Annotated in this window: 15 protein-coding genes; 10 read left to right on the forward strand and 5 right to left on the reverse strand. The window is 31.6% G+C overall.

What is annotated here, in order from left to right:
* Position 1: 1 nt before the first annotated feature.
* From NAT47_RS00785 to NAT47_RS00810, 6 genes are all read left to right on the forward strand, one after another.
* The gene (locus tag NAT47_RS00785) at positions 2-982 is read left to right on the forward strand and encodes a cytochrome c oxidase subunit 3 (protein WP_250579472.1); all 981 of its coding nucleotides are present in this window, start codon (positions 2-4) and stop codon (positions 980-982) included.
* Between the two features lie 20 nt (positions 983-1,002).
* Entirely contained in the window at positions 1,003-1,353 is a 351-nt protein-coding gene (locus NAT47_RS00790; RefSeq protein WP_250579474.1) for a cytochrome C oxidase subunit IV family protein, read from the forward strand.
* 77 nt (positions 1,354-1,430) lie between these two features.
* Positions 1,431-2,138, forward strand: a complete 708-nt coding sequence (locus tag NAT47_RS00795; RefSeq protein WP_250579475.1) for a hypothetical protein — start codon at positions 1,431-1,433, stop codon at positions 2,136-2,138.
* Positions 2,138-2,764: an SCO family protein gene (locus NAT47_RS00800; RefSeq protein WP_250579477.1), complete on the forward strand. Its 627-nt coding sequence runs from the start codon at positions 2,138-2,140 to the stop codon at positions 2,762-2,764. Before NAT47_RS00795 ends, NAT47_RS00800 begins: the two co-directional genes overlap by 1 nt.
* Before the next feature lie 2 nt (positions 2,765-2,766).
* Positions 2,767-3,306: a DUF420 domain-containing protein gene (locus NAT47_RS00805; protein ID WP_250579479.1), complete on the forward strand. Its 540-nt coding sequence runs from the start codon at positions 2,767-2,769 to the stop codon at positions 3,304-3,306.
* Positions 3,307-3,528, forward strand: coding sequence for a hypothetical protein (locus NAT47_RS00810; protein WP_250579481.1), 222 nt, complete (start codon positions 3,307-3,309; stop codon positions 3,526-3,528). It begins immediately after the preceding gene.
* A 32-nt stretch (positions 3,529-3,560) separates the two neighbouring features.
* Here the strand turns inward: NAT47_RS00810 and NAT47_RS00815 are convergent, their stop codons facing one another.
* Positions 3,561-4,952, reverse strand: coding sequence for a DUF4403 family protein (locus tag NAT47_RS00815; RefSeq protein ID WP_250579483.1), 1,392 nt, complete (start codon positions 4,950-4,952; stop codon positions 3,561-3,563).
* A 102-nt stretch (positions 4,953-5,054) separates the two neighbouring features.
* Between NAT47_RS00815 and NAT47_RS00820 the strand changes: the two genes are divergently transcribed.
* From NAT47_RS00820 to tsaB, 3 genes are all read left to right on the forward strand, one after another.
* The gene (locus tag NAT47_RS00820) at positions 5,055-6,377 is read left to right on the forward strand and encodes a TolC family protein (protein ID WP_250579485.1); all 1,323 of its coding nucleotides are present in this window, start codon (positions 5,055-5,057) and stop codon (positions 6,375-6,377) included.
* 21 nt (positions 6,378-6,398) lie between these two features.
* Complete coding sequence (locus NAT47_RS00825; RefSeq protein WP_250579487.1) at positions 6,399-7,721, forward strand: efflux RND transporter periplasmic adaptor subunit; 1,323 nt, start codon at positions 6,399-6,401, stop codon at positions 7,719-7,721.
* Positions 7,722-7,819: 98 nt separating this feature from the next.
* Positions 7,820-8,479: a tRNA (adenosine(37)-N6)-threonylcarbamoyltransferase complex dimerization subunit type 1 TsaB gene (gene tsaB, locus NAT47_RS00830; RefSeq protein ID WP_250579489.1), complete on the forward strand. Its 660-nt coding sequence runs from the start codon at positions 7,820-7,822 to the stop codon at positions 8,477-8,479.
* A 12-nt stretch (positions 8,480-8,491) separates the two neighbouring features.
* Here tsaB and NAT47_RS00835 read toward each other — a convergent pair whose 3' ends face one another.
* Both NAT47_RS00835 and NAT47_RS00840 read right to left on the reverse strand, forming a co-directional pair.
* Positions 8,492-9,280: a mechanosensitive ion channel family protein gene (locus NAT47_RS00835; RefSeq protein WP_250579491.1), complete on the reverse strand. Its 789-nt coding sequence runs from the start codon at positions 9,278-9,280 to the stop codon at positions 8,492-8,494.
* Between the two features lie 55 nt (positions 9,281-9,335).
* Positions 9,336-10,856, reverse strand: coding sequence for a GH3 auxin-responsive promoter family protein (locus NAT47_RS00840; RefSeq protein WP_250579493.1), 1,521 nt, complete (start codon positions 10,854-10,856; stop codon positions 9,336-9,338).
* A gap of 100 nt (positions 10,857-10,956) precedes the next feature.
* Between NAT47_RS00840 and NAT47_RS00845 the strand changes: the two genes are divergently transcribed.
* On the forward strand, positions 10,957-11,748 hold the full coding sequence (locus NAT47_RS00845) for a DUF2797 domain-containing protein (RefSeq protein ID WP_250579495.1): 792 nt from the start codon (positions 10,957-10,959) through the stop codon (positions 11,746-11,748).
* A gap of 49 nt (positions 11,749-11,797) precedes the next feature.
* On the opposite strand, the gene NAT47_RS00850 is transcribed toward NAT47_RS00845, so the two are convergent.
* Together NAT47_RS00850 and sppA are read right to left on the reverse strand one after the other, a co-directional pair.
* On the reverse strand, positions 11,798-14,401 hold the full coding sequence (locus NAT47_RS00850; RefSeq protein WP_250579497.1) for an AsmA-like C-terminal region-containing protein: 2,604 nt from the start codon (positions 14,399-14,401) through the stop codon (positions 11,798-11,800).
* A gap of 140 nt (positions 14,402-14,541) precedes the next feature.
* Positions 14,542-16,308 (reverse strand): signal peptide peptidase SppA, encoded by a 1,767-nt coding sequence (gene sppA / locus NAT47_RS00855; RefSeq protein WP_250579499.1) that lies wholly within the window; start codon positions 16,306-16,308, stop codon positions 14,542-14,544.
* Positions 16,309-16,389: the final 81 nt, after the last annotated feature.

Consider the following 16,389-nt stretch of genomic DNA (forward strand, 5'->3'; position numbering starts at 1 on the left):
TATGGGAGCGACAGTTATTACAGACGAACACGCTTTAGATGGAGGTCCAGGACCATTAGGAACAACCTATGGTAAAATGATGATGTGGTATTTCATCTTGTCAGATGCTTTAACTTTTACAGGTTTCTTAGCGGCGTATGGTTTTTCAAGATTTAAATTTATTGAAACATGGCCTATTGCTGATGAGGTTTTTAACCACTTTCCATTTTTACATGGTGTAAACGCGCCAATGTATTATGTAGCGTTAATGACTTTTATCTTAATTTTCTCTTCGGTTACTATGGTTTTAGCTGTTGATGCAGGTCATCACTTAAAAAAATCTAAAGTAGCATTTTACATGTTTTTAACTATCATTGGTGGTTTTATCTTCTTGGGTTCTCAGGCTTGGGAATGGAAAAACTTCATTAAAGGAGAATATGGTGCAGTAGAAACTAATGGAGGTTCAATCTTACAGTTTGTTAAAAAACAAGAAGATGGAACTTACAAAAGAGTGGCTTTAGCAGATTTTGCTCTTACTTTACCTGAATCTAGAGAACAATTAGATAGAAATGATGGAGTTTGGTTTATGAAAGAATCGACTCTTCCAACATATTCTGTTAATGAAGTAGTTCAAGGTTTTAAAGCTGACGAATCTATTTTAGTTCGTTCAGAGTTCATTAATGCTGAAAAACACAAAACGGTTCTATCAAGGGAAGAATCATTAAAGAAATTACAAGATGCCAAATATGTAGTAGAAGGAGCTAATCTAGTTAGAAATGAATACGGTCATAAATTATTTGCTAACTTTTTCTTCTTTATTACAGGTTTCCATGGATTCCACGTATTTACTGGGGTGTTGATTAACATCATCATTTTCTTTAATGTTTTATTAGGCACTTACGAGAAAAGAAAAAGCTACGAAATGGTTGAAAAAGTTGGATTATACTGGCACTTTGTCGATTTAGTGTGGGTATTTGTATTTACTTTCTTCTACTTAGTATAACAATAAAATAAAAGTATATCATGGCACACGCACACGAATCAAATACAATGAGAATTTGGATAGTTTTCGGAATTCTATCTTTAGTGACTATAGTAGAAGTTGTTTTTGGTATTTTTAAACCAAAATCGTTATTCTTTACAAATTTTTTAGGTATGAACTTACTTAACTGGTTGTTCATTATTTTAACAATAGTAAAAGCTTACTATATCACTTGGGCTTTCATGCACATGGAAGGTGAAAAAACTTGGTTCAGAAGATCAGTTGTTTGGACAGCTGTTTTCTTAATGATTTATTTGTCTTTCATTTTGTTAGTTGAAGGTGACTACGTTTATGAAGTTTTCAAAAATGGACATATAAAGTGGATTTTTTAACACTTGTTTTTGATACATAATCCCGATTTACATCGGGATTTTTTTTACTTTTGTAGGAACTAAACGCGACTTTTCTAATGAAAAATAAAATAGTTCTTATTTCGCTATTAATATTGCCAATTGCTATTTATTTGGTATTTTCAACGGCATCCCACAATTCGATATTTTTGCCTACTATCTCAAAAAATAATCAAGATATTCCTTCTGATTGGACAAGCTTAGACAGTACGAAAGAATCTATGAAAGACAAAATTACAATACTTGGTTTTGTTGGAGATAAAGTAATTGAAAATCGAGGAAATTTTTTTAATCTAAATCAGAAGATTTATAATAAATACAAAGGATTTAAAGATTTTCAGATGATTATGGTTGTTCCTGTTGGGAATGAAAAAAAATGCCAACAAATTATTGATGAATTAGCTCCAATTACTGGCGATATGAAAGGATGGAGATTTGTTTTTTCAACTCCAGAAAAAATTCAAGAGTACTACGATAGTTATAAATTAATGGGACATTTGGATGAAAACAAAGGAACTCCTGCGGTTATTATCGTAGATAAAGAATTGAATCATCGAGGAAGAAAAGGTAAGAACAAAAAAGGAGAAGAAGAATATAAAGAAAGTTATAATACGATTTCTGCAGCCGATTTACACAATGAAATGACAGATGATGTAAAAATTATTCTTCGTGAATATCGTTTGGCTCTTAAAAAGAATAATAACGCTAGAAAAGATGCTTTTAGAGATAATATCAAAGAAAATATAGAAAAACAAAAAAATCAGTAATGAAAAATAAATCTTATATAGGGATATCTTTTATTGTTTTGATTTTTGGAATTTGGGCGGTACCTAAAATTGTGGCCAAGTTTCAAAAATCGGATTTAGTTGAAATTGGTCCTGTTCCTGAATTCAAACTGACCGACCAAAATAATAAATCCATTTCAGATAAGGATTATCTTGGGAAAGTATATGTTGTAGAGTTTTTCTTTACTACTTGCCCTACTATTTGCCCAAAAATGAATGAAAGTATGTTGCAACTTCAAAATGAATTTTATGGAAATCCAAGTTTTGGAATTGCTTCAATTACAATAGATCCCGCAACAGACTCACCACAAGTTTTAAAGGAACACGCTGATTTGTTGGGAGTAAAACATTATAATTGGCATTTTTTAACAGGAGACAAAAATTATATCTATAATTTAGCTAACAAGGGTTTTAATTTATACGCAGGTGAAAACAATAAAGTAGCTGGGGGGTTTGAGCATTCAGGTTTATTTGCCTTAATTGACAAAGAAGGTAAAATTAGATGTAGAAAAGACACACAAGGTAATCCAATTTTATACTACGACGGATTAGATGCTGCTGGAGTAGAAGCCATTAAAGAAGATATCAAAAAATTATTAGAAGAATAATTATGGAAAATAATATCGAAACCAAATACAATAAATTAATTGTTGTTTTATCAGTAGCAATTCCTTTGGTTGTTGCTTTGCTTTTTGGTGTGAATTTGAGAAAATTAGGTTATGATGTGCAGCCTTTGTCATTTTTACCTCCAATTTATGCCACAATCAATGGTTTAACCGCTTTTATTTTAGTTGCTGCTGTTATCGCTATAAAGAATGGCAATAGAAAGTTACATGAAAATTTAATGAAATTTGCCATCGCATGTTCGGTTGCATTTTTAGCAATGTATGTAGCGTATCACATGACTTCTGATTCTACTAAGTTTGGTGGAGAAGGCATTATTAGATATGTTTATTTTTTCATTTTAATATCGCATATTTTATTATCGGTTATCATCATTCCTTTGGTCTTAATTACTTATGTAAAAGCTTTGGCGCAACGATATGATAAACATAAAAAGATTGCAAAAATTACATTTCCTATTTGGTTGTATGTTGCCGTTACAGGAGTTATAGTTTATTTAATGATTTCGCCTTATTACACAAATTAGATGAAAAAGTTTTTATTTGGAATAGTTTTCTTCATTATCAGCATTTCTGCTCAGGCGCAATGTGCGATGTGTCGCGCAGCTCTTGAAAGTGAAGAAGGAGGCGTTCAAGCTGAGGCTGTGAATGATGGAATCGTATATTTGATGGCAATTCCATATATATTAGTCGGAATTTTAGGTTTTGCTATCTACAGATTAAAATACGGAAAGAAAAAAGAGATATAAAAAAGTCGTTTCAAGTGAAACGACTTTTTGTTTTATTCTAAACCATCAATTTTAATATCCATTTTTCCGCTTGTGGTTATAAAAGCAATAATAGCTTTATCAGTGAGTTCAACTTTTTCAAATTCGAAATCATTGATAGTTCCATTTACGAAAACGCCTTTCATGGGAGAATAATTACTCAAATAAGGTTTCATGTTTTGTTTTCCTTCTTCCAAGTTTTCCTTTATTGAATAGCGGCAATTAGCTTGAATGCTTTTTAAAATTGTTCCATGTAACAGCCAATTGGCCGATTTCATTAAAACATTTTTTGTATTCAAAACGTATTCCATTTGGTCAAAATAGATTTCTTTTGTGACGGAATTGTAATTTGGAATTCCGGATAAGTATATAGTACCATTAATATTTCCTAGAACATCTAGAGCAATAATCATTCTACCATCTTTTTGCCATAAATCAACTTTTTGAACGCTAATTTTTCTACTTCCCGAAGCAAATTCTTTTCCTTGAAAATTTTTAGTTACTATTTTACTTGCACTTTCAAAAGTAGAAACCGCAACTACAGAAACTGTTGTGTTGTCTGGAATTTTTTCTACTGGTTTTAATACAATTTTTGAAGCATCAAAACCGTTTTTTGGTTTTTGTCCTACCATAGTTTGCAAGTTGCATTTTAGTCCCATGTTCAATAGGATTTTGGTTTTGGTCAATTTGGCTTCGGTAACATACAATTCTATTGGCACCATTTTGAACCAAGTTTCATATTGCTCACTGGTTAAAAGAGGGTAGCTTAATTTGTCTAAAGCGTCTAAAACTTGAGGCTTAAAATCACAAGTTTTGTCAATAGCTTCATCAATCTTTTTTGAAATTTTTGATTTAAAAAGACTTAATGTTGGGTTGATGATATAAGTAATAGGCACATTTTTTCCAGCCACTAAAATAGTTGGACTTTCGCTCCATTCAAAATCTTCAATCTTAGAAGTGGTGGTAAGTTTCCAATTGGATAAATGGGTTTTGCTGTTTAAGGTAATAATGCCGTTTAAGTTGATTTCTCGTGTATCGTTTAATCCCATAAAATCAGTTCCATATTTGAATTTAGCCCAAATCTTAAGCGGAATTGCTGATACAATATTTCCGTCTTTTTCACTTAATTTAATTGGAGCTGTTTTCCAAATTTTCATTTCAGTTTTATCGTCATTCAGTAATGAATCATTGTAAATTAAACCGTTCACATTTTTATTTAGTTGTTGTTCTAAGTCTTTCAGTGTAATTTCAATAGGCATTGCAATGAAAGATACTTTATTCTTAAAAACAACAGGATTGTTATTAGAAGGGGTTGGTTTTAAAGCTTCAATTTTTTTTGAAGTACCGCAAGAAATGGTAATTAATATAGTAAAAAGTATGGCTAGAACTGTAATAATGGTTTTCATATCAAATATAAATTTCGTTGTAAAAGTAAAATTTTAATTGATATGCTGTAACAAAATAAATAAAAAGAGGTCTTATAAGAAATGAGATTTAAAGCACATAAAATGACAACAAAAAAAATAGTTTTTTTTCTATTGCTGGTCGGGTTTCAACTTTCGGCACAAAATAAGAAATGGACTTTAGAAGAATGTGTAGATTATGCTATAAAGAATAATATTTCAATTAAACAATCGGAATTGGATTTGAAAATTTCTGATGTAGATAAACTTGAAGCGATAGGTGGTTTTTTACCTACTTTAAACGGAAATGCCAATTATAGCATGAACACTGGAGCAAGTATTAACCCGGTTACTAACCAGTTTCAAAATCAAACTTTCAAGTCGATGTCTGCTTCTGCAAATTCAGGTTTAATGTTGTTCAATGGATTAGCTAATTGGAAAACATTACAAAGGGCCAAATTAAGTAAGATTGCAAATTCATATCGTTTAGACAAAATGAAAGATGATATTGCTTTGTCTATTGCCAATTCTTATTTGCAGATTTTATTTAACAAAGAACAATTAAAAGTTCAAAAAAATCAAAATGCCATTACAAAAGAGAACATCAAGAGGACTCAAGAGTTAATTCAAGCAGGTTCTCTTCCTGCTGGAGATATTTACGAACTTCAAGCTACCGATGCTACTCAAGAGCAACAAATTGTTACTACTGAAAATGCTATTTTGATATCTAAAATTGGGTTGTGTCAAATATTGTTTTTAGAGGATTATATGAATTTCGATATTTCTGATGAAGTAATCGATTTACCATTAACGAATATTGCGAATGAATCACAAGAAGCAATTTTAGAAAAAGCTAAAGAATCGGTAAAAGATGTAAAAATTGCTATGGCAAATTTTGATGTGGCTAAAAAAGATGTGGCATTATCACGCTCTTCTTATTTACCAACTATAACTGGTTTTTTAGGATATAACACACGTTGGGCTGAGAGTATTCCTTTTAATTTCATCGATCAGTTAACATTATTTGATGGAACTGCTGTTGGGTTACAATTAAGTGTGCCAATTTTGAATGGCTTTGCCACTAGAGGAAGAGTACAACGAGCAAAAATAAATCAAGAACGTTCTGAATTTCAGTTAAAACAAGCAGAATTAGATTTAGAGCGAAATGTTTATCAAGCTTATAACGATGTGATAAATGCTAAAAAATCTTTTGAAGCAGCTCAAAAAACATTAGAAGCGAGAAAACAATCTTATAATTTTTCTAAAGAACGTTATGAAGTAGGCTTAATGAATTCATTTGATTACTCACAAGCCACAATTGCATATGAAAATGCGCAATCAGAAGTATTAAGAACCAAATACGATTACATTTTCAGAACTAAAATTTTAGAGTTTTATTTTGGAATTCCACTAGTAAAAAAACAATAGTCAAAATATAAATACATAATCATGTCAAAGAAAACCATATACATTTTAATAGGAAGTGCCATCGGATTGATCTTGTTGTTAGTTGGACTTAAAAAAGCGGGTGTTATAGGAAATAACGATGATTCAAAAGTTGTTGAATTATCTAAAGTTGCCCAAACTACAATTATTGAAACGGTTTCCGCTACGGGTAAAATTCAACCTGAAATTGAAGTAAAAATATCTTCTGAAGTATCTGGAGAAATTATTGCTTTGCCAATAAAAGAAGGACAACAAGTTAAAAAAGGTGATTTATTAGTAAGAATTAATCCTGATTTGTATGAATCTGGAGTGAATCGTTCTGTAGCTTCGATGTCTACCACAAAAGCGGGTTTAAGTCAAGCAGAAGCTCAAGTAAAAGAAGCAAAAGCTAATTACGATAGAAATCAAAAATTATTTGAAAAAGGTATAATTTCTAAAGCAGAATGGGACAGAATTGTTTCTGCTTATGAAGTTGCTGTTGCAAACAAAAGATCTGCATATTTTCAAGTTCAAAGCGCTTCTGCTACCGTTACAGAGGCGAATGATAATTTACGAAGAACTACTATTTATGCCCCAGCTGATGGAACTATTTCATTGTTAAATGTAGAGTTAGGAGAGCGAGTTTTAGGAACGCAACAGATGGCGGGAACTGAAATTTTAAGAATCGCGAACTTAAATAACATGGAAGTAGAAGTTGATGTTAATGAAAATGATATCGTAAAAGTAAACATTGGAGATTCAGCTAATATTGAAGTGGATGCTTATTTAAAGAGAGAATTCAAAGGAATTGTAACAAGTATTTCAAATTCGGCTAGTACGGCTTTAACAGCAGATCAGGTAACGAATTTTAAAGTAAAAGTTAGAATTTTAAAAGAATCATATCAAGATTTATTAGAAGGTAAACCAGATAATTATTCCCCATTCAGACCTGGAATGACCGCTACAGTTGATATTATTACGAAAAGAAAAGAGAATATCATGGCGGTTCCAATTAGCGCAGTTGTAGTGAAAGACGATACAACTTCGGTTAAAAAAGATATCGTTGCGGAATTGGAAAAAGAGGAGCAAGAGAAAAAAGGTACAGCTCCAAAAAGTGATAAAAAGTTCGAATGTGTTTTTGTGAAAGTTGGCGATAAAGCTAAACTAAGAGTAGTGAAAACCGGAATTCAAGATGATACTAACATTGAAATTATTTCTGGATTGAAACCTGGAGAAGAAATCATTATCGGACCTTACACAACTGTTTCAAAAGATTTAGTTTCAAATGATAAAGTTCGAGTAGAAACTGAAAAGGATAAAAAAGATAAAAAAGAAAGTAAGAAATAGATTTCTTATTAGTTAATTGGGTAGATAAGGCGTAGTAAACTATGCCTTATTTTTTTTACGATTTTATCTTCTTAACTTTGCAATTCAAAAATCCAAAAATGGCCATAATTCTAAATTTAGAAACCGCTACTAAAAATTGTTCTGTTGCTTTAGCAATAGAGGGAAAAACCATTGCATGCAAGGAAATTGCGGAGCAAAATTTCTCTCATGCCGAAAAATTACACGTTTTTATTGAAGAATTACTAACTGAAAATAACTTGAAATTTTCGGATTTGTCTGCCATAGCAGTTAGTCAAGGTCCAGGATCTTATACAGGTTTACGGATTGGAGTTTCTTCGGCTAAAGGGTTTTGTTATGCTTTGAATATTCCATTAATTGCTATTGATACGTTGCAACTTTTGGCCAAACAAATTCAAATTGAAGAAGGAATCATAATCTCGATGATTGACGCTCGTAGAATGGAAGTTTTTACTGCGATTTACAATAAAAATTATCAACAAATTAGAAACACCAAAGCTGAAATTATTGATGAAAATTCGTATCAAGAAATTTCTGAAAAGATTCATTTGGTCGGTGATGGAACCGAGAAATTCAAAAATACATTAACTCATGAAAAGTTTATTTTTCATTCTGATGTAATTTTTCCTTCGGCTAAAGAAATGAGTGGATTGTCATTTGATAAATACAAACAAAACGATTTTGTTGATGTCGCTTATTTTGAGCCTTATTATTTAAAGGATTTTGTATTAACGAAGTAATTTTGAGATAAATTATTTCATTTCAATTCCGATTTTATCAAAAGCAATTTTTGTTTTTTCTAATATTTCTGATTTTACCTTTAGTAAATTTTCATTTTTCACATAAGGTTTAACAGCAAAATCTATAGCATTAGCTCCCAAATTTAAAACGTAAACCGAAGCTTGTGGTTGTGACAAAATTTCAGGAATAGATTTCAAAATATTTTCTATAGTTGATTTTACTATTGGTAAATCGTTTTTATAATCGACAGTAATTACAATTTCAATTCTTCTAATTCCTTTTATAGTATGATTAATAATTACACCATTAGATAAAACGGCATTAGGTATTACGATTTGTTTGTTGTCGGGCGAAGTAATTACGGTAGAAAATATTTTGATATCATCAACAGTCCCTTGAACTCCTTGCGCTTCAATAATATCTCCAATTCTAAAAGGTTTGAAAAGAATTATTAAAATTCCTCCTGCAAAATTAGATAAGGAACCTTGTAATGAAAGTCCGATAGCTAAACCTGCTGCTCCTAAAATAGCAACAAAAGAAGAAGTTTCAATACCAAGTTTTGAAATAACCGTTACAAAGAGAAGCACTCGAAGCGTCCAGAAGATTAAATTCCCAATAAATGTTGAAAGGGTAACTTCTACTTTTCTTTTCAACATTATTTTTTTTGCTGTTCTTGTAATGAAACTAGTTGTCCATAATCCTACTAAAAGTATTATAATGGCAACAACAAACTTTGGAGAATATTCTAAAACTAATGTTTTGATGTTTTCAAAATAATTATGAATTTCTTCTGGAGTCATTTTTTTTTGGAAATATATTTTTAAAATTGATTTTAATCCAAGGAATAATTTTTTTTTAATTTCGGTTTTGTAATGCTAATAAAGAATCTAAATAAATTCTGTCGTTAGACAATCTTGGAACTTTATTTTGTCCTCCTAATTTACCTTGTTGTTTTAACCAATCATAAAATAGATTTTCACGAGCTACATTCAACACCAGTGGATTTAATGTCATATTGTTATAACGTTTCGCCTCATAATCAGAATTTAAATTTTGAAGATTTTCGTCTAAAGCTTTTCTGAAGTTTTCAATATTATCAGGTTTAATTTTAAATTCGATAATCCATTCGTGAGCTCCTTTTTGTTTTGCATTCATAAAAATTGGCGCAACAGTATAATCGGTAGTTTCACAATTGAATTCTTTACAAGTTTTAGTCAAAGCTGTATCAGTATTTTCAACCATTAATTCTTCACCAAAAACGTTAATGTGGTGTTTGGTTCTTCCCGTTACCTTAATTCGGTATGGGCTTAATGAAGTAAATCGAATCGTATCTCCAATTAAATAACGCCATAAACCCGAGTTAGTGGTAATTACTAAAGCATAATTTTTATTCAATTCTACTTGATTCAGTCGAATAACTTGTTGGTTTAAGCTTCCAAAGGTGTCCATCGGAATAAATTCATAGAAAATCCCGTAATCTAACATTAACAATAATTCGCTCGAATCATTCTGGTCTTGAATGGCAAAAAAACCTTCCGAAGCATTATAAATTTCGTAGTATTTGAAAGTATCTTTTGGAAATAATTTCTTGTATTGCTCTCTGTACGGATCAAAATTGACACCTCCATGAAAATAGACTTCTGCATTTGGCCAAAGCTCTAATAAGTTTGATTTTCCTGTAGTTTCTAACGTTTTTTGTAATAAAACCATCATCCAACTCGGAACGCCAGCTAAACTCGTTACATTTTCATTAATGGTTTCGTTTATAATGGCGGGAAGTTTTGTTTCCCAATCGCCCATTAATGAAATTTTGCTACTTGGAGTGGAACTAAATTCGGCCCAAATCGGCATGTTGTCAATTAAAATGGCTGATAAATCCCCAAAGAACGTGTTGTTGTCTTCATACAATTGTTTACTTCCGCCCAAGCGAAGACTTTTTCCTGTAAACATTTGCGATTCTTCATTATTGTTTAAATACAAACACAATAAATCTTTACTCGCTTTGTAATGACAATTTTCTAAAGATTCTGAACTTACCGGAATAAATTTACTCTTGGCATTAGTTGTTCCACTAGATTTAGCAAACCATTTGATGTTGGAATTCCAAAAAACATTTTGTTCGCCTTGTCTGGTTCTTTCAATTAAAGGTTCTAAATCTTCGTAAGTAGAAACAGGAATTCGCTCACTAAAAGAGGTGTAATTCTTCATAGAAGAAAAGTCGTATTTTCTTCCCGTTTGCGTGTTTTCGGCAGATTTTATAAGGTTGAAAAGCAATTCTTCTTGTACTTCATGCGGATATTTTAAAAACAATTCCATTTGATGAATTCGTTTCTTCAAAATCCAAGTGGCAACAGAATTTATAATTTGTAATGGCATTTACCTATTTCTAATTTTGAATTATTAAAACGGAATAATAACTTTACCAAAAATAGCATTTTTTTTAAATAATAAAACGAAAAAGTAAATCTTAACACAAATGAATTATCAAGGCACGCTAAGTAAAATGCAAACCGAATTTGGAAACCCAATTCAATACTATTTGGTTTTTGAAAATAGTTTTTTAAACCTGAACCAACTTTTAGGGAAACCAATGGAAATTGAATTTCAAGGTTACCAATGTTTGAATTGCGGAAAAGCCAAGAAGATTTTTCGTCAAGGATTTTGTTACGATTGTTTTATGAGCAGCCCAGCAGTAGGGGATTGGATTATGAAACCCGAATTAAGCACCGCGCATTTAGATATCGAAGACCGTGATTTAGAGTACGAAAAACGCGTACAATTACAACCTCACGTAGTGTATTTAGCGTTATCAAGTGAAGTAAAAGTTGGCGTAACCAGAAAAACCCAAGTTCCCACTCGTTGGATTGACCAAGGCGCCGTACAAGCGATTCCAATAGTTGAAGTGCCCAACAGATATTTAGCAGGAATTACAGAAGTTGCTTTGAAAAACCATTTTGCCGATAAAACCAATTGGCAAAAAATGCTAAAAAACGAATATTTACATATGGATTTGATTGCAGAACGCAACAAAGTGTTTGATTGGTTACCAACCGAAGTAAAAGATTATTTTCCAAAGGAAGAAAAAATTATACAATTAGATTTTCCTGTGTTGCAATATCCTAAAAAAGTTACGAGTTTGAATTTAGATAAAACACCAAATTTCTCAGGCACTCTAACCGGAATTAAAGGTCAATATTTAATTTTTGAAGACGGAACCGTTTTTAATGTAAGAACTTATGAAGGTTATGTGGTGAAAATGAGTTTATAAACAAAACCCTTTCAAAATTTGAGAGGGTTTTGTTTTTTGATTCAAAATACTATTCTTCTTTTTTCTTTCTGCCAAATAAATCTTTCAGAGCACCTGTAGCTTTGTCTTTAACGGTATTTTTAATTTCTTCTTTAGGAGTTGAAGTTGTCTTAGTAGAATCAGTTGTAGTATTGTTTTTAGTTCCACCTAATAAATTTCCTAATGCATTGGATCCTTGCTTTACTAATTTTTCTTTCTGCATTTTAACTAATTGCGTAGTTAAATTGGTTGTAGCTTGTTTTAAATCAGTATTGAATTTAGGTTGCGAAAAGTTCCCTGTCATTAAGCCATTTACTGGAATACTAGTTATTTGTTTTTGGTCGGCAGGCGTTAATTTTGCCAATAAATTAGTTACGTCTTTACCTAAATATTTCACCGGAACATCAAACTTTAAATTGTAATTCATCGTTTGGTCAAACCCATGACTTCCGCCAACATTTACGGTTATGTCTTGATATTTAATATCAAAAGGTTTAACATTTACTTTTCCATCTTTAAACGATAAAGCCGCTTTTACATCGTTTAGATTTAGTTTGTTTAAATCAATGAATTTCATGTTTGAACTTAATGCAGTTAGCATAGCAGAGTTTTTTTCATTGATAGTTGTAGATAATAATTGCCCAAATAAATCTCCAGAAATCGTTTTTAAATTTGGCGTCATATCATTTTGTAAATTTCCAGAAAGTTTGATGGTCGAATTTAGTTTTCCATTAATTACACCAGCAATTGGAGCAATCGATTTTAACATGTCTAATTGGGTAAACGATTCTGCAATATTTACAGAGTTTAAGCCTAAATCCATATCAAATTTTGGAGTTTTTCCTTTGGTAGAAACAGTTCCGGTTAAACCAATATTTCCGCCAAAGATTCCCATTTTTAAATTATTCAATGTAACGGCTTCGTCACGAATAATCATATTTCCAGAAACATCTTTCAAGTTCAAATTATCATAAACAACAGTTCCTGCTTTAGCTGTAATACTACAATCTAAGAAAGAAGGAATTTTTACCGCTTCTGTTGTTTTTTTGCCTTCTTCTGTAGTAGTTGTAGTTGGCGCCATGAAATCAGAAACCACTAATTTGGTAGAACTCATATTGAATTTACCTTTCAGGATTTGGTTTTTAAACATGAATCCGTAGAAATTGTCTAAAGTTCCATTTATTTGAATGTCAGACGAACCTGTTTTAGCATCAAACTTGCTCAAGTTGATATGGTTTGGATTAAATGCTACATTAGCTTGATTGATTTTAAAAGGTTTTGCCATATCTGGACCTTCGTAGTGAAAACCAGTCAAACTAACCGTTCCCGAATTTTTTATATTTTGATACTGACTTTTCTCTACCGATTGCATGTCAAATATCGTTTCTACGTCAGCTTTTAAAATTCCACTAAGAGGTTTGTCTAGTTTTACAGGATACGCTTTTGTAACATTTGCTAAGTTGATGGTTCCTTTTAATTCGGCATCTACTATAGCATTTGTTGCAATGTTTTTCACAATTGCCTTCGCATTAAAAACGTCTTGATCTATGGCAAAAGATAGTTGGTGTAAATTCACATAAGTATCATTTATTGCGCCACTTTCATTAATAATATGGGTGTCAATCACAATATTTTTAACCGATTTTGGTAAATCTGGATATTGGAAAGAAGCATTATTTGAAGCAATTTTCACATCGAAAGCGGGAATAGTAGTTTCGGTTAAATTTCCTTTTACTTTTCCATCTACTGAGAATTGTCCAGTAGTTTTTACTTTACTAATATCACCTGAATAAGCAGCCGGGACTAATCCTAAGAAGTTTTTAAAATCAGAAGTTGGGGTTTTAAATGTTAAGTCATACGTTTGACCTGCTTCCACCATTTGAATAAATCCATTAAATTCTAATGGTAATTGATTAATTAACGCTTTATTATCTTTGAATTCGTATTTGCTTTTCTCTAAATCGATTCCTAAAATAGCATCTAAAGAGATTCCCACATTGTTCATGTAGTTTGTTTTTTCCATTTCAAAAGAAAGTTTAGCTGTAGTTTTGGTTTCTAAATCTAATTTTTGAGCCGCAAAATTTCCTTTTCCTTCATGATAAATGCTGTCTAAAACCATTTTCATATTCGAACCTTCATCGGTATAACTGAATTTTAAATTTTCTACGCCATACTTCTGAATGTCTAGAGAAAACGGCTTACTTTCAGACGGTTTTGTTTCTTCTGCTTGTTTTATTGCAATGTCAAAATTACCAATTCCGTCCTTATTAAAAAAAATGTTTACAATTCCGTCAACAGCATTAAAACTCTCTAAACTCATAGCTTCTCTTTCGCCTTTAAAAAGCTCTTTAACACTCATGGTAACATTAGTTTCTCCGGCATACAAAAGGGTGTCGCCTTCAAATGGTGCTTTGTTAATGATGCTAAGTTTATCAATTGTTACATGAGCTTTTGGGAAACTTTTTAACAAGCTTAAATCAACATCTTCAAAGGCTATGTTTGCATTTACATTTTCGTTTAATGTTTTAGCAATCATTTCCTTGATTTTGTCTTTAAACAAAAAAGGTGCGGCTGCTAATGCGATGATGGTTACCAAAAGGAATATCCCAAGTCCTTTTAAAACTTTCTTTAACATGATTGTATTTTTTGAAGTGAATGATTTTAGCTACACAAAAGTAATACCAACTGTAAATTTACGCATTAAATTTGAGTAAAACTTATAAAAAAATCCCAAAAACGAATTGTCTTTGGGATTTTGTTGTTTATAGTAAACAATTAATGAATCTCGATTTCGTAAGGCATCATAGCTTGAATTCCTTTTCTGCTTTTTACTCGTTTAATTTTTTCTAGCATTTGAAATCCTTCTTCTCCTAGTTGTTCTTTCAGCAATTGCTCTTTGGTTTTAAACATAGCAAGTCCAGTAAAATTAGCCAGCATATCTTCAAAGCTTTTTTCATATTCTGGAAAACTTTCAGTTCTATAAGATGAGGTTTTTCCTAGTTTAGCGGCATATTTAATTGCTGCATCTAAACCGCCAAGTTCATCTACTAATCCTATTTTCTTAGCATCTACTCCTGTCCAAACACGGCCTTGCGCTATAGCATCAACTTGTGTGATTGACATTTTTCTGCCATCAGCAACTCGTTTTAAAAATATATTATAGGTTCTTTCTATTCCTTCTAAAACATATCCTTTGAAACCTTCATCGATGGGTTCAAAAACACTATATCCACTCGCGTTATCGTGGGTTTTAACTTGTTCGGCATTAATTCCAATGTTTTTTCCTAGTTGGTTCATATTAGGCAACATTCCAAAAACACCTATTGAACCTGTTATGGTGTTTGGTTCAGCGAAAATTCTATCTGCATTAGCTGAAATGTAGTAACCTCCTGAAGCCGCATAATCTCCCATTGAAACCACAACTGGCTTAACTTTTTTGGTAAGTTCAATTTCTCTCCAAATTAATTCTGAAGTTAAAGCACTACCTCCCGGACTGTTTACTCGTAATACAATTGCTTTTACATTTTTGTCTTCACGAGCTTCGCGCAAAGAACGATTTATAGAACCTTCTCCAATTATGTTAATATCACCTTCTCCACCTAGAATTTCCCCTTGAGCGTAAATTACAGCTATAATGTCCTTTTTAGTATAATCTTCTACTGTTGAAGCTGAAGTTTGTGCATAATCTGTAATGCTAACAAAGTCGTACTTTTCGTCTTTTGCTAATTTTAATTTGGTGCGAATGGCGTTGTGATATTCGTCTTCATAAGCTATTTTGTCAATTAGTTTGTTCGCTAATGCAAGTTCTGGTGTTCTTGCTCCAAGGGAATTAGCAATAGCATTCAATTGAAGAATCGATAATTTTCTACTTTTAGCGATGTCTTCAACAATAGTATTCCAAACGGAATTTAATAAAACCGTCATTTGTTCACGATTTTCTGGACTCATTTCTTGTGAAAGATAAGGTTCAACAGCACTTTTATATTTACCGTGACGAATTACTTCAAACTTTACGCCTGATTTATCTTGTAAATCTTTCATGTAAATAATTTCAGAGGAAAGTCCTTTAAAATCAACTTCTCCAGCTGGATTTAAATACACTTGATCAGCTACAGAATTTAGATAATATTCTCCTTGAGTAAAATAATTGGCGTAAGCATAAACAAATTTTCCAGATTTTTTAAATTCTTCAAGTTTGTTACGAATCGCTCTACTTTGAGCTAATCCTAATTGTGATTGGTTATTTAAAATAGAGATACCTTTGATTTTGTCGTCCGTTTTAGCAGCATCTATTGCATTTAAAATATCAGTCACTCCATCATGTTGCGCTTCAAAATAATTGAAGTCTTTGTAATTGGTTTTTCCTGCGTAGTCTAGGGTTACTTTTGATAAATCTAATTCAATAACAGAATTGTTTTCAATCGTTACAGTTTCTTCACCGCCACCAACAAGCAATCCTATAACCATAAGACCAAAAAAGGCAAGCATGAAAAATACAAAAAGCCCTACAATTGTGGCTAATACATTTCCTAAAAATCTCATTTCAATTTCATTTTAATTTAAAGTATTAGTAGTAAAAACTCAAAAATTGTTACATGTTCATAAAAAAATGAAAAAGGTAAA

It is taken from the genome of Flavobacterium fragile (genome assembly GCF_023634865.1).
GTDB classification, from domain to species: Bacteria; Bacteroidota; Bacteroidia; order Flavobacteriales; family Flavobacteriaceae; genus Flavobacterium; species Flavobacterium fragile.